Origin of the sequence: Algoriphagus aquaeductus (assembly GCF_003253485.1) — a bacterium.
GTDB classification, from domain to species: Bacteria; Bacteroidota; Bacteroidia; order Cytophagales; family Cyclobacteriaceae; genus Algoriphagus; species Algoriphagus aquaeductus.
The window spans coordinates 174,011-195,280 of record NZ_QKTX01000002.1; the positions used below are offsets into that span (position 1 = coordinate 174,011).

Consider the following 21,270-nt stretch of genomic DNA (forward strand, 5'->3'; position numbering starts at 1 on the left):
CCAAAAAGGCTATCAATCACATATTGAAGTGGTTTTGTCAAAGGAGGACTTTGAGAATCAATTCGGTTCCGTTTCCGGGTTCGGTTTTGATTTCCAGATTTCCTCCGAGCTGCGTAGCTCTTTTTTGCATGTTTTCCAGACCGTTTCCTTCATCAAGGTCTGCCATATTGAACCCTTTTCCATAATCTCTGATCCGCATGGTAAACAGCTGTCCATCTAATCCAAATGAAATGAACACCCTGGATGCTCCGGAGTATTTGGCTGCGTTATTGATTCCCTCTTTAAAGATCAGAAACAAATCCCTTCGGGCATCCATACTCAGTTTCATGCCCAGGACTTTTTCTTTTATTTCCATGTTAAACAGAATATCCTTACTCTCCAGCACCTGATTGGCAAATTCCCGCATTCTTGCAATGAGTTTTTCCATGGTATCATTTTGGGGCTTGATACTCCAGACGATATCATCCATGGCTTCCATCATGCGTTGACTGTTTTCGGAAATTTTGGAAATATATTCGCTCGATTTGGCCGGATCGGTTCCGATTTTTGTCTTAGCCATGGAGCTGAGAATATTTATTGTGCTGAGCGTTGACCCCATGTCGTCGTGAAGGTCTCGGGCGAGACGGCTTCGAAGTTTGACCACTGCCAAAATCCGGTTGACATGCAAGCGATAGATCAGGCCCACGATTCCAAGGAAAAGCAATCCCAAAATGGCCTTGAACCACCAAGTTTGGACAAGGCTGGGTTTGATCTCAAATGCATAAACGGCTGGATCTGAGAAAACTCCAGATTCATTGATGCTTCGCACTTCAAACCGGTAATCTCCCGGGGGAAGGAGGGAATAGACCGCCTGAAAATTATTGTTTGCATTGACCCAATCGAGGTCAGCCCCCACCAGTCGATACTGATAGGTGAACCTATCCTGTTTGGAAAAGTTGAGAATATTGAAATCAAAGGCCAGGCTATTTTCCTGAGCTGTAAACTCCCGTCTCATGACAGGCAAAGCCCCATCACCTATATATTGACCAAAAAGTTCAATGCCAGTAATCGTTGGGATAGGAGGAGGAAGATTGCGTGCAAATTGCCTTGGGTCAAAAATGATGATCCCGTTGTTGCTCACAAAAGCCAATTCCCCATTGGCAAATCGGGTTCCGCTTCGGCCGTCAATCGGAATGTTCGAAAAGAAGTGATTTTTCCCGAAGGAATAGAAGGTATTGGTTTTGATGTCATAACGGGTCAGACCATTCGGTGTGTAAATCCATACCAATCCATCCGCATCTTTTTCCATACCCAGCATCGTATTGCTAAGCATTCCATCCGAGTAGGAGAAGACTTCATTTTTTCCGGTTCGGATATTGTATTTATTGAGCAACTCATATCCTATCAGGAAAATGCTGTCGTTTACTTGCAATAGCTGCTCGTTGCTGTTTGAACTCAGGATGGAATGATCCAAATGTCTAAGGATTTTTCCTTCCTTCAGATCGAGTTCGTAGACTCCCTCATTAGTCGTAGTAACCCATAGATGCTGGTCATCGCTGATCAGGAGTTTAGGGATTATACCCTGAAATTTCCGATATCTTGAAAATCCATCCTTGTTGATACCTTTTCCATCGTATTTGATAACACTCCCGTTTTGGGTTCCAAACCACAGGTTACCCAGCTCATCCTGGGCAATGGTTCGGATGGTGGATCCTTCAAAGACTTCCGGATAAATGAAGTGGACTTTTCTCGTGTCCAATTCAATCATCTGAATCAGCCCTTTTTGAAGAGCTACCCACACCAAGTTGCGCTTTTTATCATGGTGCAGATCCCAGATTTGGTAGGATTCTATGCCTTTGGGTGCCCCTTGGTACATCCATTTGGTATCTAATTCCTCTTTCAAGGGTTTAATTACACCAATTCCCTTACCCCAGCTTCCCAGCCAGACAGTGGTATCACCCCGATGAATTACCTCTTCCACGGCTTGATATTCAAAGTTTCCGTTCTCGGTAGTTCGCTCTAGGAAATAAATACTGGGTGTATCAAAGTGCAGGAAGTAAAGCCCGGCATCTGTGGCCATCCAAATGCCACCCGCTTCGTCCCATATAAGTTTGGAAATCTTATCAAACTTGATGTCATTTTGGATCAGCGGAGTGAAGGTTTTTGATCTCCTGTCAAAGCTTGCCAGGGTTTGGATTCCATATCTCCAAATTTCAGCATGGGGTAATTCGATACTTCCAAACGCCTCCTGATAATTGTTGTTGGGAGGAGCAATCTCGCTTTTGTGATTTCTCCAGACTTTTGTCAAAGCATCATAAGAAAGTAGCCTTTCATCAGGAGCCCAGTAATTGATCCAAAAAATGCCCTCAGAGTCCTCATAGACATTAAATACATAACCCAGACCCGGTTTTTTGAGCACTTCCAGTCCGAGGGGATTGGAAGCGTATGTGTAAATCTCTCCATTATGAGGATCATAGACGCTGATTCCTTCTATGTTGCTTACCCAATAACGTCCGTTTTTGTCTTCAAAAATCGACCGCGGTCTCCATCCATCAGGAATTTTGATTGGGAGATTCTGGTCTGTGATTTTCCCGTTTTTTTGATCTATCCAAAGGAGCTTATTGTTAAACAGGATCACAAACAGGTTTCCGTTTCTATCCATCCATAAAGATTCGCCCTGAAAACGGTTTTCACTTTTTTCAAATGGAACAGGGGAAAATTCTTGCTTTTCAGGAATGTAAGTACCGTATTGATCGCCTACCCGCAACCACATTTTTCCATCACGATCCACCAATATCTCAGAAATGGATTGGGCGGGAAGACGTCCTTGGGGAGTCTCCATCTGATAGGACATGAATTTGCGTCCGTCAAATCGCTGAAGTCCATTGGAACTCCCGACCCAGAGGTAATTATTTTTGTCTTTGAATACCGTCAAGACCTGATTGGAAGCCAAGCCCTCTGTCGTGCCCAAACGGGTGACATAAAATCGCTTGGTCTCTGCCTTCAGTATCCAGCAGCTAAGAAACAACAGTAGGAGTAAAAGTGATTTTTTCATTTTGTCTAGCTAAAAATAGATGATTCCCAGACATCTTGACTTCTTGTCACCCTTTAAATCACATGATTATGTGGGCCTGGGCATGCAACTTAACTTAGTTCTCGTCCATCCATACTTAACAGATCAAATGGAAGGAATGTCCTTCAAACGCCAAATGAAATTTCACTTTCGGGATGAGAATGAGTAGGCTTGAAACTCACCTTGAATTTTGAGCTGATTTTGAAAAAATTAAATTTAAAGCATAATGAGACGATTAGAGAACAAAATAGCCCTGATCACCGGTGCCGCTCGAGGAATTGGCGAAGGTATCGCCCGAATATTTCATCGGGAAGGTGCACGTGTTATTCTATCCGATATTCGGGATGAACAGGGCAAGGCTTTGGCAAAAGAACTGGGTGAGATGGCTTGCTATACCCACTTGGATGTGAAACATGAGGGGGAATGGCAGTTGGTCTATGAAAAACTCCTGCTGGAATTTGGAGGCTTGGACATTCTGGTAAATAATGCAGGTATCACTGGTTTTATGGAAACCAAAGGACCATTCGATGCCGAAAATCCGGACATGGAATCTTTTGAGGAAGTAATGCGCGTCAATCTCAACGGAACTGTCCTAGGGTGCAAATACGCCATCCCGCTGATGAAGCGAAAAGGTAAGGGAACCATCATTAACATCTCCTCCAGAAGCGGAATAGTGGGGATACCCGGTGCAGCTGCCTATGCGGCTAGCAAAGCAGCGGTAAGAAACCATACCAAATCCGTGGCGCTACTTTGTGCGGAAAAAGGCTACAACATTCGTTGCAATTCCATCCATCCGGCTGCGATCATGACCCCGATATGGGATGCAATGCTGGGAGAGGGAGAGATCCGGGAAAAAATCATCAAAGACATCGAGTCAGGAATTCCTTTGGGTCATTTCGGAAATGCGGAGGACGTGGCTTATGCCGCTTTGTATTTAGCTTCTGACGAATCCCGATATGTAACCGGAATTGAGCTCAATGTGGACGGGGGAATTTTGGCGGGATCTGAGGCAAAACCGGAATGATGCCGTCCTAATTCTTGACTTTTTTCTTAATTGGCTAAAGCCACAAACCGGCAAAATCCTCTGGTCTACCTCTTTTGGGACTAGGATAGGGCTTACATGTGGCTTTAGCCTTCTTTTTTTTTAAATAATTGATGGTAAAATCAGTTGATTTTTCGCCGGATCACCCGATAATGAACCTGCACCAATCCTGAAGGATAACTTTTTGAGCTCAACAATTCCAATTGTTGCTCGGGAAATCCTTCCTGAAAAAGGCGAATCCCTACTCCCAAAAGCACTGGTATAAATGAAATGATCACCTCATCCAACAATTCATTTTTCAAAAACCTGTGGGCGGTCTGCGCGCCTCCATCGATAAAAATATGCTTGCCAGCTTTGGATTTAAGGCTCGAAACCAAGTCTGAAAGCTCTCCAGAATAGAATTGGACAGTGCCGATCGAATCAAGATTTTGTCTGGTCAATACATAGGTTTCTTTTCCTTGGTGGGGAAAGTCTCCCATTTGAGCCAGCACCCAATCGTAGGTTCGTTTTCCCACAATGACCGTATCGACCTGGTCATAAAAGGCAGAATATCCATAATCTTCCCCTTCTCGGGCAACCGCATCCAAGAAGTCAAGGCGATCTCCGGGCTTTGCAATATACCCATCCACACTGGCTGCGATGTAAAGGATTGTTTTTCTAGTCATAGTATTAGTTTGGATAAAGAATGTGCTTGAAAACTGAAAAGTATGCGGGCCTGGTTCAGTTTTACATTTGGATAAAACGACAAATACCGCCCGAAAAAAATTCAGGCGGTAATTAGTCCGGTACAAACTCAAACGACTCAAAATCCAGGTTGAAAAACCAACTTTTGCTTTCGACGGCGGGAGTTGAGCTGAACCCAAAGTGCCAAACCTATCACCGCCATGATTGACTCGATTAGCAGCCATTGGTTTCCAAAATCCCCAAGAGGGCCATCAGATATCAGGGTAATCAAACGCGAAAACGCATAAGCACCCCAAAAAATGCTCAAGAAGCCCGCGCCTTTCTCCGGATGCCTGATCAGCAAATAGAGAATACTGAGACAAATCGTAATTCCTACACCTCCATATACCCCGCGAATAGAGCTCAACGCATCGGTATTGGTTAATTTAACTCCTACCAAATCCATGACAGATTGGGGATCAAATAGTGCCATCATGCTCACGGAAAGCAGGGATAGCAATGAAAACCCTAAATATAATCGGGTAGCGATGACCCATTTTTTTACATCTTTCATTTTTCTGTTCAATTAAACACACAATAGTTTTGGTAATAGAGGATATGCTTTTCCATATCCATAAGTTTTGGTTTGCGAAGCCCTGCCAGGTGGGAACAATCCCCAAATAAAGTGGCGAAAGCTTTGGTATAATTTCCCTTTTTGACTTTAACAAGCGGGCCACCCTGTTTGGAAATAAAATAGGCTCTATGCTTGTCTCCGGTCCAGGTAATCCAATCGCCTTCAAGAGCAGTGGTTTTTCTGGCAAAAGGATCATAGTACACCTCAAAAACAGTATCAAAATCCGGATTGAGTAACTGGAGCAGCAATTCCTTTTCCCCATTGATACTGGTATTACGAAAGACAATAAAGTCCTTTGGCATGGCGGTGGGCTGGTCTTTGGAAAATAGTTTTTTGACCGATGACCCTCGCTCAGAGAAATACTGCAATCTCACGGCACCATTCATGGCCACGGCAAACTCTTGGATTTCGGCTGCTTTTAGGGTATGTTTTATCCCGTGAGCATCTTCCATTTTGACTTGGTTGATGCCACGGCCGCTCGTGGTCGATCGGATAGTGCCTTCGACCACCTCGCCGGATTTCAACAAAACGTAGCCCTTGTTGGAAAATGGAATTTCTTCAAGCGGTTGCTGCAGTTGCTGTGCACTGAGACTAAAACAGATTGCCAAAAATGCGAGAAAAGTGAGTTTTAAGGATTTCATTGTTATTCTATTTCGACGATCCATTCTACCTCCAGCATATAGTTTTCTTCAAATAGCCGGTCAATTTGAACCCAAGTACTCGCAGGACTATGGTCCCCGTAAAACTTTTTCCGGATCGGCTGAGCCTTTTTCATGGCTTCCATATCACGGGTGAAAAGACCTTCTTTGACAACATGGGTTTTATCCAGTCCATACTTGTCCAGAGTCATTTGCAGGATTCTATATACGTGCGTCACGGATTCTTCCATAGTTCCTTTTGCAGTGACGCCTGAAAGAAAAAGTAGATTCCCTGATCGATAAACCTGCGCGTAATTCCATTCTTTTTCAACCGCTTCATTGTAATGGAGGGTTTTCTGCTGAGCAAAAGCCACCATAGAGAAGAGAAGAAATGCAATAGTTAAAAGCCTAGCTTTCATATGTTTATGATTTGATTTTCATTTGCCACATAGCCTGTCCCGATTTTTCATCGGGAGAATCTCGCAAGGTTTCCCCGATATTATCGGGGCATTCCGGTGTGTGACTTTTTAGTCTTGCTCGATTCGATCTTATATAAAGTTTACTTTTTTATGGTTGAGGCGGTGCACTTAATGGAGGCAGTGGCTCAGGCACGACATTGTCCACGGGGCGGGTACTTTTGAGGAAAGCAAAAATGGCCTTGATCTCCTCATCCGTCATATGCCGAAACATCTCATAAGGCATGGGAGGAAGCATCTGCCGATTGGAAGCGATGCCTTTGGATTTTCCCTCCCGAAGTGCAATGAAAAACTGTTCCTCTGTCCAATTGCCTATTCCGGTAGCGTCTGAGGTAATATTGGAAGCAAAAGAAACGCCCCATGGACCGATCCAAGCAGTCAGGCCTTGGGTAGCCGCAACGCCCTTGGACTCCAAATCCTTTCGATCTAAATCCGGGAGTGGCTGCAAGGCCGGATGGCCAGACAAGGCGCGATCCATATCCAATTCCGGACCCAAAGGGCCCATTTTTTTAGGAGTATGGCAATCGTGGCATCCGGCGATGGTGACCAAATGCTCTCCGAGTGCTGCTTTGCTCGCAAATTCAGTGAGGGCAGGTTCCTGAAATTCTGATTTTGAAGAATCCGATTTTTCGGCTGGAGATTGGCAAGCTGCTAAAGCTCCAAGCAGGCAGATGGAGCTTAAGAAAAGTTTGATTTGATTTTGCATAAAACTTGGGATTTGAATTTCCCAAGAGATGGAAAAAAACTTTGGCAGGTTGCATGAAAGTAATCCGGCCTGGGATTATTTTTTACTCAGCTTCCATACATTCAAAGAATTACGCTCCCCTACGATCAAAATCTTGAAAAACTTTTTCTTCGAAATCCACAGGGGCAAATCATAAGAACCTGTTGCAGCGCCCACTTCTCCTAAAAGCATATATTCATCAAAACCACCCTTTGAAAAATGATGGGTCGGACTCCAGTAGATGCTGACCTTTTCGGAGTCATCCACAGGCCTCCAGACCACTTTTTGATTTTTCTTTTTGCCTGACAGGTCTGCATTTTCGATTGAGATGTTCCCAATCAGCGAAACTCCGTCCAGCTCAGCTTCTCGTTCCTCCTTTACCACCAAATTGAAAAAACGAAGAAAAGAAGGCAAAATATCCACCATGGCAGCTTTGCCGGAATAAAATCGCTCATTGAGATTTTTGGCATTAGTGACCATCCAGATTTCCCGTTCGGAGTCCGATTGTCCTCCGTGATCTTTGCCCTCAGGTTCCTTGCGGCCATGATCGGTGGTAATCCAGATCATCCAATCTTCTCCGTATTCCATTTGTCTATACTGCACCGCTTCCCAGACTTTGCCAACTTGCGCATCTGCCAGCCGGATGGCTTCGTCAAGCTGGGCACTTTTCCCATGGCGGTGCCCCATATCGTCGGTAAACTGCAAATACACCCAACTCAAATCAGGACCAGCATCACGTAGATAGTCAGCGGCATTTTCGGCTACTTTTTGGTCAATATCCCGGATATACAGATGGTCTTCATCATGTGGATAAGTCAGCGTGTCCAGCTCCAGGCCATCGAATGATTTATCCAATTTCAGAAAGTTGGTCTCTGCCAGACTCTCCCCCAAAAGCTTGGTCCGGTTGTCCTGCCAAGTGGAAAAAATAGCTGTTTTGGCATCCGGTCGGGCTTCTTTCAAAAAGCGGAAAATCGTCCAATAATGGTAATTCGGAGCTTCGATTCCATTTCCCCAGACATTGTGTTTATTGGCCCAAGTACCGGTTAATAACGAATTGTAACCGACCGCTGAGATGGTTGGGGTCTGGGAATAGCCCTCTTTTATTCCTCCGGTAAAAGCCCGGGCATAGCCACCGATCCCCGCAATTTGGTCCAGATTTGGGGTTTCGGCCCGCTCCAATTCCGAAGCAGGAATACCGTCCAAAATGATAAAAACCAATTTTTTCTCCTGAGAAAAAATCGGAAGCGCCCAGAGATGGATGACTGAAAACAGCAAAAACCGAAACAGAACAGAGCTTTCCATTAGAATTACTTTTTGGAAATAACGCGGAATTTGTACCTTTTACCAAACCCCAACCTTATGAGAAAGATCCTTTTTGCCTCCATCTTGATTCTGTTGGCAATGCAGGTCAAGGCACAATCCGTGGCCGATTACATTTCTGCTCCTTTTCCCACTTACATGACTGCTGCTCCCGATGGAAAAGCAGTGGCTTGGGTGTTCAATGATAAAGGCGAACGAAATGTTTTCTACGCCAAAGCACCTGACTACGAAGCTAAAAAACTGACAGAATATAAAGGAGACATCGGGGTGGATCTTGGCCCTGTGGTTTTTTCTCCGGATGGAAAAACCCTGCTTTTCGTCCGTGGCAATGGAAGGAATTCAAGCGGCCAGCCTGCCAATCCGGCACAATTGCAGGAAAATACGGATAAGAAGATTTTCAAATTGGATTTGGAAAGCGGAAAGTCCAGCTGGTTCGCTCCCGGGACTTCGCCTGTTTTCAGCCCAAATGGAGAACAAGTCGCTTATTTGATTGGAGGTTCGGTTTATCTCAAAGCAAGCTCAGATACCACTGATTCCGTCAAGCAACTTTTCACCGCGAGAGGCAGTGCTTCCATGCTCTCATTTTCTCCGGATGGAAAATACCTCGCCTTTGTTTCGGGACGAGGTGACCATTCCTTTGTGGGTATTTGGGATTTGGAGAAAAAGGAATTGAAATATCCCGAAGCGAGTCTTGATTTTGATTCTTATCCGACCTGGAGCCCTGACGGGAAAAAACTGGCCTACCTCAGAATTCCAAACATTTTAAATCTTTTGCCTTTCACCTCCATCAAAGAAGCCAATCCTTGGAGCATTCGGGTTTTGGATATTGCGACCATGAAAGCCGAGGAAGTTTGGAAAGCAGATCCGGGTCGGGGTTCAGTCATGGTAGATGATTTACCGGCCATCAGCGAACGCCTTTGGTGGACCCCAAACGGTTCTTTGGTTTTTCCTTGGGAAAAGAACAATTGGATGCAACTCTATGCGATCAATCCTCAAACAAAGGCAGTACGTCACCTAACTCCCGGCGAAGGACAAGTGGAATGGGTGCAAAGCTCCTTTACCAAAAACGAACTCTTAGTAACCCATAATATGGGTAACATCGACCGAAGACAGGTTTCCCGACTGGACTTATCCACATTTGACCTGCAACTCCTATCCGATCCGCAAACCATCAATTGGGCTCCGGTGCGGGTAGAAAATGGATTGGCTTGGCTGGAATCCAACTGGAACCGCCCTGGTTGGCCGATGATCCAAACGGATGGAAAAAAGAAGATGCTGGCGGAATCTTATTTTCCTACCAATTTCCCCAAAACGCTCAGCAAACCCGAACCGGTGAAAATCAAGGCAAAAGACGGTTTTGAAACGTCTGCCCAACTTTTCCTTCCAGCCAATTACGATCCCAAAAAGAAATATCCGGCAGTCATCTTTATCCATGGAGGCAGTAGAAGACAAATGCTCTTGGGCTACAATTATGGGCTTTACTATTCGCATACCTATGGCGCACAGCAGTTTTTCGCTTCTCAGGGCTACATCGCTTTGACCATCAATTACCGCAGCGGGATCGGCTATGGAATGGATTTCCGGGAGGAGGAAAATTACGGGGCCGGAGGTGCCAGCGAAGTGCAGGACGTGTTGGCTGCTGCAGATTTTCTGGCAGCCCGATCGGATGTCGATCCGTCAAGAATTGCACCTTGGGGAGGAAGCTATGGAGGCTATCTGACAGCGCATGCCCTTTCTCAGGCCCCTGAGAAATTCCATGTAGGTGTGGATATCCATGGCGTACACAATTGGAACAATGACATTCCCGTTTTTGCCCCTTGGTATGCTCCGGAGAAGTTCCCAAAAATGGCCGAACTCGCATTCAAATCTTCCCCTATGGCCTATGTGGATAAGTGGGTAGATCCGGTACTCTTAATCCATGGAGACGATGATCGGAATGTGCTCTTTTCGGAAAGCGTAGAGTTGGCTGAAGTGCTTCGTAAACAGGGAGTTGAAGTCGAGCAATTGGTCTTTCCGGACGAGGTACATGCTTTCCTTTTACACCAAAATTGGGTGAAAGCTTTTGATGCCACTTACCAATTCATAACAAAACATTCTTTGGCGAAATAGGAAGGTTATCCACATAAATTTTATGTGGATAACCTGCAATTCTCAAGTAATAAAGACTTATTAATAGGAGATTTTTACGGCTTGAAAATGCCCATAAGAATCCGATGGCCCTTTTGAGACAAGTCCCAATCTAAATCCCATTCCCCAGGGAACGAGATGTCGGGTATCCTGCTCCTGTCCAAAATCCTGTAGTTTCCCGTTAACCTCAACTTTTGCCTGCATGCGATACCCGTCCTGGATTTGAAGCACCAACCTGACTGGATTTGCTGAGACTTCCTGAATATGGATTTCTCTTCTCTCCCGGTCAATGCTTTCCCAAAGTGTCAGTTTATTACCAACCACCGAAATCCCAATTCCAGCCACAGGAGCACCAAATCGATTGGATGCTCCACCAATCAAGGCCAAGCCCGCTTCTGCTTTTGGGTCAGAAGTGAGAACCGCCTCGTACTGATAATCGAGAGATTTGGTTCCCTGAACAAGCAATGTACCCAAGGCTTCATTTTCCTCTGATGCTTGGAGATGCAAGCCATTTTGATCCGTTCTGTGCTTGATTTTCTGCGTCACTCTCCATTGCCAGATGGGATCCAGGCCCTTGGAAAAATCATCCCTAAAATCCAGGGAACTCGCAGCTTTATCATAGCCAGCCTCATCGGTCAAAATCGGCCATAAGTCCTCGGTCCAATGGATTTTTTCCAAAACCCCCTGCCTACCCACGTACACGCTTCCTTCAGTATTGTAGGCATGATAAAGCATATAGAATTCCTTATCGTTTTCTATCACAGTCCCGTGACCGGGACATTTCCAGTGGGCATTATCCACTTGAATCGGATTGCGTTCATACTTTTCCCAAGGACCTAAAAGCGACTTGCTTCTTGCTACGCCTGTGACATAATCACAGTCAATTTCGCAACAACCCCGAGCTGAATAGGTGGCGTAGAAATAACCGTTTTTGCAAAAAATCGCCACTCCTTCCACCAGATTCCCCTCCCAATCTTGATCATTTTCGAAAAGCAATGTTTTTTCACCCAAAAGTTGGGTTCGGTCTTCATTGATTTCCTGGGCCCATATCGGTGTCTTTTTTCCCCGGCTATTTCCATCTTCCTTCCAAAGGAGATACAGCTTTCCGTTTTCGTCTCTGGTCTCAAAGGCATCAATGGAGCCAAGTTCCTGTGCCACCAAAGGACCATGATCCCGGAATTTTCCCTCGGGAGAATCGGCACTTGCCACGGCTACACTGAGCCGATTGGAAGATTTGTCCCGGGCAGTGTAATAGGCATAAATCTTTCCTTTCTTTTCATCATAGGAAAGCTCGGGTGCCCAAAAGTTGTTTTTGGCCCAGTCGGGAGCCCCATCCGGAAAAACGTAGTTCACCACCTCCCAACGGATCAAGTCATTGGACTTAAAGATGGGAAAAAGCGGCGCCCATTCGTTGGAAGTGGCGGATGCATAATAATATTCTCCTACCCTGATCAAAGTGGGATCCGGCCTGTCGCCCGGCAAAACGGGATTTTGGATAACCAGGCTTTGGGAAAATACCGGTGTCCAGCTCAAAGTCATCAAAAGCAAGAGTAAAAAGGCTAAAGAAGGTTTCTTAGTCATAATCATGTAGTATTCATTTTTGAAGCTTAATCCAGGCCGTGATCTGAAAACGGTTTACCCGTGGAGATTCGGATTTATTAAAAAACTGGTGCAGACCGTCTACCGGTACTTGGTTCCAGTTTTTCCACAAAGGGCCAGCCTTCTTTCCAACGCAAAAGATCCAGAAACAAAGCCCTGCGGTTTGTCCCGTTTGCAAGCTTGGGTTTGCTGAGCTCCATGCCATGGTAAAGAATCCAACTATTCCCCGCCTTATCTGTAATTATTTCCGCATTATGCCCTGGACCGGCCACACCGGTTACTTGGGAATTTCCATGTAAAACCAGTTCCCCTGACTTGCCATCCATCAGAGGGTTTCCCGCCGAATCCAAATAAGGTCCCAAAAGTGATTTAGATCTCCCTACCAGAACTCGATAGGTACTTTTTTCTCCCTCGCAGCAGGTTCCGGCAGATCCAAAAAGATAGTAGAATCCTTGCCGAAAGTGGATATACGCTGCCTCCAAATGATTCCCGGCCAGCTGAACCTTTGGACCCTGAGCCTTTGTCCCCTCCGGATTCAATTCAGTAAGGAACAAACCATGAAAACTTCCCCAAATCAAGTATTTTTTCCCGTCTTCTTCCCAGTAAAAAGGATCTATGGAATTGGCAACTCCAATCTCCTGAGAATCAAAAACGGATCCCAAATCCTCGAATGGACCTTCTGGACTTTTTGCTTTAGCAACCCCGATTCCCGGATTGGGATCACCCCAAGTAGAAAAGGAATAATACATCACAAAGCTTCCGTCTACCTCAGTCACATCCGGAGCCCAGATTCCTCCTTTCGGCTTCCAATTCGGCTTTTTTTCAAAGGCATCTCTGACAAACTCCCAATGGACCAAATCCCTGGATCTGATGATCGGCACCAGATGATACCCACCTTCTTCGCCCCAATTATCCTCTGTCCCGTATGCATAGAAATATTCCCCAAATCTCAGCACTGAAGGATCTGCCAAAACAGGTTCAAACACAGGATTTTGGAAAAAGGCGGTATCTGAAGGAATCAGCGTTTTTGATTCCAAAAGTGAAGTCCCGGGACTTTGATAATTCAGAAACAGTGAAAGATAAAATACAGGCAAATGCAGCATGGCAAAGGATCGAAAGAGGTATTGAGTCAGTGAGGCAAAGTCAATAATTCGGACTTTTCTTCCATTTTGTATTATCTAATAAGGAATAAGGAAAATCCCACCTAAACTCAATCTAAGAAGAATCTGCTTTTTCCCTCAAAAAAATCAACGATTGGCAAATCTTGATTCAACTTTGGGATTCAATTTTTTTCAGGGCCGTCAAAGCCATTTTCATCCTTGCCTCCCGATTCCCGGAAACTGTCCAAAAAGGAAAACCGCTTTCCTGTGCTAGTTTTAAATATTTCTCAAAAAAATACTTTCGCATTTCTAATTCCGGATATTCCCGCAGCGGATCGGGCTCCCAAGGCAAATCGGTATCTGTCAACAAAATCAAATCATAGGTTCGGCGATTGATTTCTCCCAATACCCAAGGGTCTGTCTTCCCAAACCGATGCTCCGACCATATATGGATAACTCGTAGATCTGTGTCGCAAAAAAGAAAGTTCTTGGCCTTTTCGGCCTGTTGATCCTCAAGCAATACCTGGCCTTTTCCGATTTCTACCAGATCTTCAAATCGATAAGGTCGGTCTATTTTTTCCAAATATTCCCGGGCAAACTCAGGTACCCAAGGTTCTCCAAAGTGATGGGCCAAATCTTCCGCCAAGGTACTTTTCCCCGTAGATTCCGGACCCAAAATCAATATGCGCTTAGGCTTTTGCATAGGTTTTGGCTGATTTGATCCAAGCAAAAAGGCCCATGGTAGCTAGGACAGTAAAAAACAAAAACTGAAATGAGGTTAACACCAAGCCTTTGTAGAAATACAAAGGCACGGAAACCAAATCCGTAATGATCCAAAAAATCCAGTTTTCCACCTTCTTTTTGGCCATCAGCCACATACCTACAAAGGCAGAAGCCGTGGTAAATGAATCCCAATAGGGCACATCGCTGTCTGTAAACTTACTCAGGACAAAGACCAAAGTAGGGTAGGAAGCCGCAAATAGGGCAGCCGAAATCATCCAGCCTTTTCCATCCAGCCAAGTCACAGGAAGGACTTCCTGATTTTCTTTAGGATGCGTCCACACATACCAGCCGTAAATAGACATGCTGAAATAGTAGGCATTGATGCCCATATCGGCGTAGAGTTTATATTCAAAACAAATCCAGACATAAATCAGCGTGGAAACAATTCCCGTGGGATACACCCAAATATGTTCCCGCATGGAATAAAACACTGAGGCAATCCCAAAAAATACCGCCACCGCCTCCAGCCAGGTCATATTTTGCAAGCCTTCGGCAAATCCGTCGAGGAGAAATTGAAAATCCATGGCCCGAATTAAGGGATTTGTTTTCTAGCCACCAATGTTTCGCTGCCACAAAGAACACTAAGAAGCCCAAAGGTTCTCAAATTTACTTTGAAGTATGTATTAGATACATTTTCAAAAGAATCAAACTTAGAGCCTTGGCGACTTTGTGGCCAATCTTCTTCTGGACTTCGCGGTGAAACAACCACGTCAAATCCGCAACTTTTCTCCCACTTGCCGGGTTTGATTGCTAACTTTGCCAGCTATGACTTTAAGCACTTTACCCGCTAAAATCGACATCGATTCCCTCGATCCCAAAGAATTCATCATTATCAAAAACGCTAAGGTCAATAACCTCAAAAGCCTGAGCGTTGCCATACCCAGAAACCAGTTTGTGGTCGTCACCGGACTTTCAGGTTCGGGCAAATCTTCCTTGGCATTCGATACGCTCTTTGCCGAAGGACAGCGCATGTATGTGGAAAGCTTGAGCTCTTACGCTCGCCAATTCCTCGGTCGGATGGAAAAGCCCGATGTGGAATACATCAAAGGCGTAGCTCCTGCGATCGCCATTCAGCAAAAAGTCAGCACCAAAAATCCACGCTCCACCGTCGGCACGACTACCGAGATTTACGATTACCTCAAATTACTTTTTGCCCGGGTGGGCAAAACGTTTTCGCCTATTTCTGGTAAAGAAGTCAAGCACCACACCGTCACCGATATCGTCGATTATGTGCTTTCCTTTGAAAAGGGAGCCAAAGTCATGATTTCCTGTCCGCTTCAGGTAGGCAGAGGAAGAAAAATCGAGCAAGAATTGGAGCTGTTGCTGCAAAAAGGCTACACCCGAATCCTGATCGATGGAGAAGTCTATTTCGTCGAGGATCTTTTGGGGGAAAAGAAAGTCCCCAAAGGCAACTACGAAATCCTAATCGACCGCGCCACCGTCCGTAAAGACGACGAAGACAATCAGTTCCGCATAGCCGATTCGGTCCAAACAGCTCTTTTTGAAGGACATGGCGACTGCAAAATCACCGTTCCGGATGTGGAAACCAGATCTTTTTCAGACCGATTCGAACTGGACGGAATGAGCTTCGAGCTTCCTTCGGTCAACTTTTTCTCCTTCAACAATCCCTATGGAGCCTGCAAGCGATGCGAAGGATTCGGAAATGTCTTGGGAATTGATCGGGATTTGGTGATTCCGGATAAAGAACTTTCGGTTTATGAAGGAGCGATCGCACCTTGGCGGGGAGAATCCAGCAAACAATGGCTGGAACCGCTGTTGAAAAAAGGGATCGAATTCGATTTTCCGATTCATAGATCCTACAATGAGCTTACAGAAAAAGAGCAGGAATTGCTCTGGACTGGAAATAAATACTTCGAAGGGTTGAATGCCTTTTTCGAAGATCTGGAAAGCAAAACCTACAAAATCCAATACCGGGTGATGCTGTCCCGATTCCGTGGACGAACCACCTGTCCGGATTGTCGTGGAACCCGCCTGCGCAAAGATGCCAGCTACGTCAAAATTGATGGAAAATCCATCACAGATCTCGTGCTGATGCCGATTGAAGATGCTTTGGCATTCTTCAGAAATCTCCAGCTTGCCGAGCACGAAGCCAAGGTAGCCAACCGACTGCTGAAGGAAATCACGAGCCGACTGGAATTTATGGATCAGGTGGGATTGGGTTATTTGACACTTAACCGGCTGACCTCTACACTTTCCGGAGGAGAATATCAGCGAATCAAATTGGCTACTTCTTTGGGTTCGGCGCTGGTCGGATCGATGTACATCCTCGACGAACCCAGCATCGGACTTCACCCGAGAGATACCGATCGCTTGGTTGGAGTACTGAAAGAACTCAAAAATCTAGGCAACACGGTCATCGTGGTGGAGCATGAGGAAAAAGTCATGAAGGCCTCTGATCAGATCATTGACATAGGCCCAGATGCAGGAGTGAAAGGAGGAGAATTGCTTTTCCAGGGAAAAATCGAAGACTTGATCGCAAGCGGCACCACTTACACGGCCAAATACCTACGGGGCGAAGAGAAGATTTTCATCAAAACAGGCAATCGAAAGTGGAAAGATTCCATCACCGTCAAAGGTGCCCGTGAAAACAACCTGAAAAACCTAACTGTCCAGTTTCCGCTCAATACGCTCACCGTCGTTACGGGAGTTTCCGGTTCGGGTAAATCCACCTTGATCAAAAAAGTGCTCTATCCTGCTTTGGGAAAAATGCTCGGCACTGTGATAGACGAGGGTGGAAAATACGACAAGATTGAAGGGGACTACAAGCGGGTTACCCAGGTGGAATTTGTGGATCAGGATCCGATCGGCAAGTCTTCCCGTTCTAATCCGGTAACCTATGTGAAGGCTTACGATGCTATCCGAAACCTCTTTTCAGAGCAGCCCCTTTCCAAGCAACGAGGGTACAAACCTGCTTTTTTCTCCTTCAATGTGGACGGAGGGCGATGCGAGGCCTGTCAGGGCGAAGGCACCATCACCGTGGAAATGCAATTTATGGCAGATATCCACCTGACCTGCGAATCCTGCAAAGGCAAACGCTTCAAAAATGAAATCCTCGAGGTCAAATACAAGGAAAAGGACATCTCCGAAGTCCTGGACATGACCATCGACGAAGCTTTGGAGTTTTTCAAAGGAAAAACCCAAATCATCAACCGCCTCCAACCCCTTCAGGAAGTTGGATTGGGCTATATCGGCATGGGCCAAAGTTCTAATACATTGTCCGGAGGAGAAGCCCAGCGGGTGAAACTCGCTTCTTTCCTGGGAAAAGGCGGAACCAAAACCGGAGATCATATCCTCTTCATCTTCGATGAACCCACTACCGGACTTCATTTCCATGACATCAGCAAGCTCCTGCATAGCATCAATGCGCTGATCGATCAAGGTCACTCAGTTATCATCATTGAGCACAATACCGAGGTGATCAAGTCAGCCGATTGGGTGATTGATTTGGGTCCCGAGGGAGGAAACAAAGGAGGTTACTTGACCTTTGCCGGTACGCCTGAGGATTTGGCCAATGAGGGGGAAAATTACACGGCGAAGTATGTGAGGGAGAGTTTTCTCTAAGTAAAAACCCTCCAAGGGTTGCGAACCCTTGGAGGGTTATCTATATTCGCAAACACAATTTGGAATCTTAGCTCAGCTGGTTTAGAACGTCCCGTTGGATAACGGGAAGGTCTAGAAGTCTAATTCAACTTGATTAAGCTACTGAATTGAAAAAACTGAAAATTGGAATCTTAGCTCAGCTGGTTTAGAGCGCTGCTTTGACAGAGCAGAGGTCATGGGTTCGAATCCCTTAGATTCCACTGATTTAGCCACTAAGGCACAAAGTCGCGAAGATTTTGTGCCTTTTTTCTTTTTAAGACCTTTAATTCCGACCCAAAAACTCGACTAAAAAAAAAGAGTCACGCCTTTCAAACATGACTCCAGAATCTTGAGCGGGTAATGAGTCTCGAACTCACGACCTTCAGCTTGGGAAGCTGACGCTCTACCAACTGAGCTACACCCGCCTTTTAGCCTTAAAATCAAATTTAAGGGAAATTTGTAGTAAAAACTTAGAGTCTTTGTGACTTCGTGGCTATACTTCCTTCAAAAACTCCCTCAGTCCCACTGCCCTAACCTTTTCCGATAGGGGATAACTGTCTGCAATCCGACAGATAATCACCCCATTTTCAGCTCCGGTATCCTCCATGCTGATCTGCATGCCTTTGCTGAGCTTGGGCGAAAGGGTGTTTTTGATCTCGATGGCCGTTTTGACTACCCCGTTTTTCACCAAAAGCAAGTCACACTCTGCGCCCTGATGGGTTCGGTAGAAGTAGTACTCATAGTCCTCCCTGAGCGTGGCAATGATCTGCTCGATCACGAACCCCTCCCAACTTGGTCCAACCAGCAGCTGATTGATCAGGGAATCCATGCTGGTTACACCTGTCAGAGAATGCAGCAAACCCGTATCTCGGATAAATACCTTGGGCGATTTGACCAGCCGCTTCTTGATATTGTGATGAAAAGGTGCCAAAACCCGCACCATAAACGACCCTTCCAAAAACTCAAGGTATCGGTTGACTGTCGGGCGGGTGATACCGAGTGCTTTGGCAAAACTTTCCGCATTCCAGATTCCTCCTTGCGCATTGGCCAGCATCATCCAAAAGCGTTCTACCAGTCGTGGATCAGTGCTCAATCCGATTTGGGCCAAGTCACGCTCCAGATAGGTCTTGATGAAATTTTGCCTCCAAAGCTGAGACTCACGTTCGCTTTTGGCCAAAAAGGAAAGCGGAAAACCGCCCCGAATCCATAGTTTCTCGAGTTCGTCAACCTCAATCTCTCCAAGGTAAAATGGCGTCAGCTCCAAATACCCAATCCGGCCAGCCAAAGAGTCTGCACTTTTCCGAATCAGATCCGGAGAAGCCGAACCCAACAAAATAAACCGTCCGGCTTCCCGCTGCTCGTCGATCAGGCTCCGAAGCTCCGCAAAAAGTTCCGGCATGAGTTGAATCTCATCGAGAATCACCGTTTTGTCCGCATGAGCTTTTAGGAAAAGCTCGGCATCGACCAATTTGGCCCGATCGGAGGCTTTTTCCAGATCGAGGTAAAGGCTTTCTTTTTCGAGTTTCAGGTTTTTGACCAAGGTAGTCTTACCCACCTGCCTAGGACCCAACAGGCCTACAGCTGGGAAAATGGAAAGATATTCCTGCAAAAGAGGGAAAATATTACGATCTTTTACCATGAAAATCGAAAGTTTGATTTACGGATTTCATGGTAAAAGTAGAAAGATTAAAAGTCAAATCAAATCATTTTACCATGAAAATCGAAAGTTTGATTTACGATTTTCATGGTAAATTTTTTTGAATAAATGTGTTTCCCACAGATTTTCGCTGATAAAATCCGCGGAGATCAGCGAAAGAAATCTGCGCCTATCTGCGGGAAAGTTTTACAATCAAATAACAACAACACCCTTTCCCAGCATCTTCCGATCCAAGATGGCCTGCAAGGCTTCGGGAGCTTCTTCCAATGAATAGGTCCTCCCGATATGCTGTTTGATTTTTCCTTCCTGAATCCAGGCCACGAGTTGGCGGATATTCTGGAAACTCGCCTTTGCTTCCACTTTGGAAAACTGTCCCCAAAACACCCCCATTATCGAGCAGCCTTTGAGCAAAGGCAAGTTCATAGGGATTTGCGGGATTTCCCCGTTGGCAAAGCCCACAATCAGGTAGCGACCTTTCCAAGCCATGCCCCGGAGTGCCGATTCGGTGAATTTTCCCCCAACGGGATCATAGACCACATCCACACCTTTGCCACCGGTGAGTTCCTTGATGCGGGTTTTGAGATCTTCGGTTTCGTAATTGATGGTGAGATCTGCACCTTTTTCCCTGCAGAGGGCAAGCTTTTCCTCGGAAGAAGCGGCTGCAATGACTTTTGCACCCATTACTTTTCCCAACTCCACTGCGGCTAAACCTACTCCGCCTGCCGCACCCAGCACCAGCAAAGTTTCTCCGGCTTGGAGATTTGCTCGGTCTTTTAGCGAATGGTACGAAGTGCCATAGGTGTAAAGGGTAGTGGCGGCAACCTCGGCAGAAAGCCCAGGAGGCAATGGAAAAACCCGATCAGCATCCACCACGACCTTCTCAGCAAATCCTCCCCAACCACAGAGTGCCAAAACCGGCTGACCAAGCTGAAATCCCTGAACTTGCTCACCCATCCCGATGATTTTCCCAGCCACTTCACCCCCAGGTGCAAAAGGCAGCTCCGGCTTAAACTGATACTTGTTTTGAATAATCAGCACATCGGGAAAATTAACCCCGCAGGCTTCGACAGCGATCAGGATTTGATTTGAGGCAGGACTGGGGTCTGGAATTTCCTTTACCGACAAGGTTTCCGGCAGGCCAAATTGGGTACAGAGTAGTGCTTTCATAGTTTGATTTTTGCCACGAAGGCAAGAATGTGCTACTTATAACTTATAGTAAACCAATTTCTTTTTAATTTCGGTTATTATCAAAAATTCAAGAAATGACTCGGGAAAGCCTAATCCAAAAGACTCTTCAGCATTTGGAACAATTACCAGATCAGAAAGTGAAAGAAGTCTCTGACTTTGCTGAGTTTTTACTATTCAAAATTGACAATCAGATCCTAACCGAAGGAATTCAAAAAATGGTTTCTGAGTACAAATCTTTCGATTTTTTGGAAGATGACGAGGAGATTTATTCTGAGGAAGACCTTAAAGAAAAGTACAAGTGAAGAAAGGCGATTTGATACTAATTCCATTTCCCTTTTCTGATTTGACAGGAACTAAAAATCGACCTGCTCTAGTATTATTTTCCAACGAATTAGATGTAACCGTTTCTTTTATCACCTCTCAAATCAAATGGTCCTCAAACCATGACATCGTTTTATTCCCGTCTTTACTAAACGGCATAAAAGTGAAATCGCTTGTTAGACTTAGTAAAATGGCAACGATAAGTAAAGACCTAATTTTGGGCAAGTTGGGGGAATTATCCCAAAAAGAGTTATATGATGTGGACCAATGCTTGATTGATCTGTTCAATATTAAGCCTTGAATTAACCTGATATTCAGCTTAAACTTTTTCTCCTTAAGCATTATT

Annotated in this window: 18 protein-coding genes and 2 tRNA genes; 6 read left to right on the forward strand and 14 right to left on the reverse strand. The window is 45.4% G+C overall.

What is annotated here, in order from left to right; genetic code table 11:
* Positions 1–37 precede the first annotated feature (37 nt).
* Positions 38–3,034, reverse strand: a complete 2,997-nt coding sequence (locus CLV31_RS03110; RefSeq protein ID WP_111391419.1) for a ligand-binding sensor domain-containing protein — start codon at positions 3,032–3,034, stop codon at positions 38–40.
* A 244-nt stretch (positions 3,035–3,278) separates the two neighbouring features.
* Here CLV31_RS03110 and CLV31_RS03115 point away from each other — a divergent pair, with 244 nt between their 5' ends.
* Positions 3,279–4,076 carry a glucose 1-dehydrogenase gene (locus tag CLV31_RS03115; RefSeq protein ID WP_111391420.1) on the forward strand — a complete coding sequence of 266 codons (798 nt, stop codon included), beginning with the start codon at positions 3,279–3,281 and terminating at the stop codon, positions 4,074–4,076.
* A gap of 140 nt (positions 4,077–4,216) precedes the next feature.
* Here the strand turns inward: CLV31_RS03115 and CLV31_RS03120 are convergent, their stop codons facing one another.
* The 6 genes from CLV31_RS03120 to CLV31_RS03145 all read right to left on the reverse strand — a co-directional run bounded on the left by CLV31_RS03120 (position 4,217) and on the right by CLV31_RS03145 (position 8,531).
* Complete coding sequence (locus tag CLV31_RS03120) at positions 4,217–4,759, reverse strand: dihydrofolate reductase family protein (protein WP_111391421.1); 543 nt, start codon at positions 4,757–4,759, stop codon at positions 4,217–4,219.
* Positions 4,760–4,896: 137 nt separating this feature from the next.
* A complete protein-coding gene (locus CLV31_RS03125) occupies positions 4,897–5,331 on the reverse strand; it encodes a DUF4345 domain-containing protein (RefSeq protein ID WP_111391422.1) in 435 nt (144 codons plus the stop codon).
* 8 nt (positions 5,332–5,339) lie between these two features.
* Entirely contained in the window at positions 5,340–6,032 is a 693-nt protein-coding gene (locus CLV31_RS03130; protein ID WP_146250856.1) for a hypothetical protein, read from the reverse strand.
* Between the two features lie 2 nt (positions 6,033–6,034).
* Positions 6,035–6,448 (reverse strand): RidA family protein, encoded by a 414-nt coding sequence (locus CLV31_RS03135; protein WP_111391424.1) that lies wholly within the window; start codon positions 6,446–6,448, stop codon positions 6,035–6,037.
* A gap of 148 nt (positions 6,449–6,596) precedes the next feature.
* Positions 6,597–7,211 (reverse strand): c-type cytochrome, encoded by a 615-nt coding sequence (locus CLV31_RS03140; RefSeq protein ID WP_111391425.1) that lies wholly within the window; start codon positions 7,209–7,211, stop codon positions 6,597–6,599.
* 75 nt (positions 7,212–7,286) lie between these two features.
* Complete coding sequence (locus tag CLV31_RS03145) at positions 7,287–8,531, reverse strand: alkaline phosphatase family protein (protein WP_111391426.1); 1,245 nt, start codon at positions 8,529–8,531, stop codon at positions 7,287–7,289.
* Positions 8,532–8,588: 57 nt separating this feature from the next.
* Here CLV31_RS03145 and CLV31_RS03150 point away from each other — a divergent pair, with 57 nt between their 5' ends.
* A complete protein-coding gene (locus CLV31_RS03150; protein WP_111391427.1) occupies positions 8,589–10,658 on the forward strand; it encodes a S9 family peptidase in 2,070 nt (689 codons plus the stop codon).
* Between the two features lie 60 nt (positions 10,659–10,718).
* On the opposite strand, the gene CLV31_RS03155 is transcribed toward CLV31_RS03150, so the two are convergent.
* From CLV31_RS03155 to pnuC, 4 genes are all read right to left on the reverse strand, one after another.
* Complete coding sequence (locus CLV31_RS03155; protein ID WP_245943308.1) at positions 10,719–12,257, reverse strand: glycoside hydrolase family 43 protein; 1,539 nt, start codon at positions 12,255–12,257, stop codon at positions 10,719–10,721.
* A 77-nt stretch (positions 12,258–12,334) separates the two neighbouring features.
* Positions 12,335–13,378: a family 43 glycosylhydrolase gene (locus CLV31_RS03160; RefSeq protein ID WP_111391429.1), complete on the reverse strand. Its 1,044-nt coding sequence runs from the start codon at positions 13,376–13,378 to the stop codon at positions 12,335–12,337.
* Positions 13,379–13,544: 166 nt separating this feature from the next.
* On the reverse strand, positions 13,545–14,078 hold the full coding sequence (locus CLV31_RS03165; protein ID WP_111391430.1) for an AAA family ATPase: 534 nt from the start codon (positions 14,076–14,078) through the stop codon (positions 13,545–13,547).
* Entirely contained in the window at positions 14,065–14,682 is a 618-nt protein-coding gene (pnuC, locus tag CLV31_RS03170) for a nicotinamide riboside transporter PnuC (protein ID WP_111391431.1), read from the reverse strand. The genes CLV31_RS03165 and pnuC overlap by 14 nt, the downstream gene beginning before the upstream one ends.
* Positions 14,683–14,923: 241 nt before the next feature.
* Between pnuC and uvrA the strand changes: the two genes are divergently transcribed.
* Both uvrA and CLV31_RS03180 read left to right on the forward strand, forming a co-directional pair.
* Positions 14,924–17,740 (forward strand): excinuclease ABC subunit UvrA, encoded by a 2,817-nt coding sequence (gene uvrA / locus CLV31_RS03175; protein ID WP_111391432.1) that lies wholly within the window; start codon positions 14,924–14,926, stop codon positions 17,738–17,740.
* Positions 17,741–17,904: 164 nt separating this feature from the next.
* Positions 17,905–17,979: transfer RNA gene (locus CLV31_RS03180), tRNA-Val, on the forward strand.
* Between the two features lie 131 nt (positions 17,980–18,110).
* On the opposite strand, the gene CLV31_RS03185 is transcribed toward CLV31_RS03180, so the two are convergent.
* The 3 genes from CLV31_RS03185 to CLV31_RS03195 all read right to left on the reverse strand — a co-directional run bounded on the left by CLV31_RS03185 (position 18,111) and on the right by CLV31_RS03195 (position 20,582).
* Positions 18,111–18,183 (reverse strand) — tRNA-Gly (locus CLV31_RS03185).
* Between the two features lie 68 nt (positions 18,184–18,251).
* Positions 18,252–19,397, reverse strand: coding sequence for an ATP-binding protein (locus tag CLV31_RS03190; protein ID WP_111391433.1), 1,146 nt, complete (start codon positions 19,395–19,397; stop codon positions 18,252–18,254).
* A 210-nt stretch (positions 19,398–19,607) separates the two neighbouring features.
* Positions 19,608–20,582 carry an NADPH:quinone oxidoreductase family protein gene (locus CLV31_RS03195; RefSeq protein WP_111391434.1) on the reverse strand — a complete coding sequence of 325 codons (975 nt, stop codon included), beginning with the start codon at positions 20,580–20,582 and terminating at the stop codon, positions 19,608–19,610.
* A gap of 95 nt (positions 20,583–20,677) precedes the next feature.
* Between CLV31_RS03195 and CLV31_RS03200 the strand changes: the two genes are divergently transcribed.
* Positions 20,678–20,905 (forward strand): DUF2281 domain-containing protein, encoded by a 228-nt coding sequence (locus tag CLV31_RS03200; RefSeq protein ID WP_111391435.1) that lies wholly within the window; start codon positions 20,678–20,680, stop codon positions 20,903–20,905.
* Positions 20,902–21,225, forward strand: coding sequence for a type II toxin-antitoxin system PemK/MazF family toxin (locus CLV31_RS03205; RefSeq protein WP_111391436.1), 324 nt, complete (start codon positions 20,902–20,904; stop codon positions 21,223–21,225). Before CLV31_RS03200 ends, CLV31_RS03205 begins: the two co-directional genes overlap by 4 nt.
* Positions 21,226–21,270 lie beyond the last annotated feature (45 nt).

Bases quoted from the DNA above. Each gene is read 5' to 3' on its own strand.
- CLV31_RS03120 (WP_111391421.1), bottom strand. From the start codon at position 4,759: ATGACTAGAAAAACAATCCTTTACATCGCAGCCAGTGTGGATGGGTAT.
- CLV31_RS03195 (WP_111391434.1), bottom strand. From the start codon at position 20,582: ATGAAAGCACTACTCTGTACCCAATTTGGCCTGCCGGAAACCTTGTCG.
- CLV31_RS03125 (WP_111391422.1), bottom strand. From the start codon at position 5,331: ATGAAAGATGTAAAAAAATGGGTCATCGCTACCCGATTATATTTAGGG.
- CLV31_RS03155 (WP_245943308.1), bottom strand. From the start codon at position 12,257: ATGACTAAGAAACCTTCTTTAGCCTTTTTACTCTTGCTTTTGATGACT.
- CLV31_RS03145 (WP_111391426.1), bottom strand. From the start codon at position 8,531: ATGGAAAGCTCTGTTCTGTTTCGGTTTTTGCTGTTTTCAGTCATCCAT.
- CLV31_RS03140 (WP_111391425.1), bottom strand. From the start codon at position 7,211: ATGCAAAATCAAATCAAACTTTTCTTAAGCTCCATCTGCCTGCTTGGA.
- CLV31_RS03135 (WP_111391424.1), bottom strand. From the start codon at position 6,448: ATGAAAGCTAGGCTTTTAACTATTGCATTTCTTCTCTTCTCTATGGTG.
- uvrA (WP_111391432.1), top strand. From the start codon at position 14,924: ATGACTTTAAGCACTTTACCCGCTAAAATCGACATCGATTCCCTCGAT.
- CLV31_RS03160 (WP_111391429.1), bottom strand. From the start codon at position 13,378: ATGCTGCATTTGCCTGTATTTTATCTTTCACTGTTTCTGAATTATCAA.
- CLV31_RS03165 (WP_111391430.1), bottom strand. From the start codon at position 14,078: ATGCAAAAGCCTAAGCGCATATTGATTTTGGGTCCGGAATCTACGGGG.
- CLV31_RS03190 (WP_111391433.1), bottom strand. From the start codon at position 19,397: ATGGTAAAAGATCGTAATATTTTCCCTCTTTTGCAGGAATATCTTTCC.
- CLV31_RS03130 (WP_146250856.1), bottom strand. From the start codon at position 6,032: ATGAAATCCTTAAAACTCACTTTTCTCGCATTTTTGGCAATCTGTTTT.
- CLV31_RS03115 (WP_111391420.1), top strand. From the start codon at position 3,279: ATGAGACGATTAGAGAACAAAATAGCCCTGATCACCGGTGCCGCTCGA.
- pnuC (WP_111391431.1), bottom strand. From the start codon at position 14,682: ATGGATTTTCAATTTCTCCTCGACGGATTTGCCGAAGGCTTGCAAAAT.
- CLV31_RS03150 (WP_111391427.1), top strand. From the start codon at position 8,589: ATGAGAAAGATCCTTTTTGCCTCCATCTTGATTCTGTTGGCAATGCAG.
- CLV31_RS03200 (WP_111391435.1), top strand. From the start codon at position 20,678: ATGACTCGGGAAAGCCTAATCCAAAAGACTCTTCAGCATTTGGAACAA.
- CLV31_RS03110 (WP_111391419.1), bottom strand. From the start codon at position 3,034: ATGAAAAAATCACTTTTACTCCTACTGTTGTTTCTTAGCTGCTGGATA.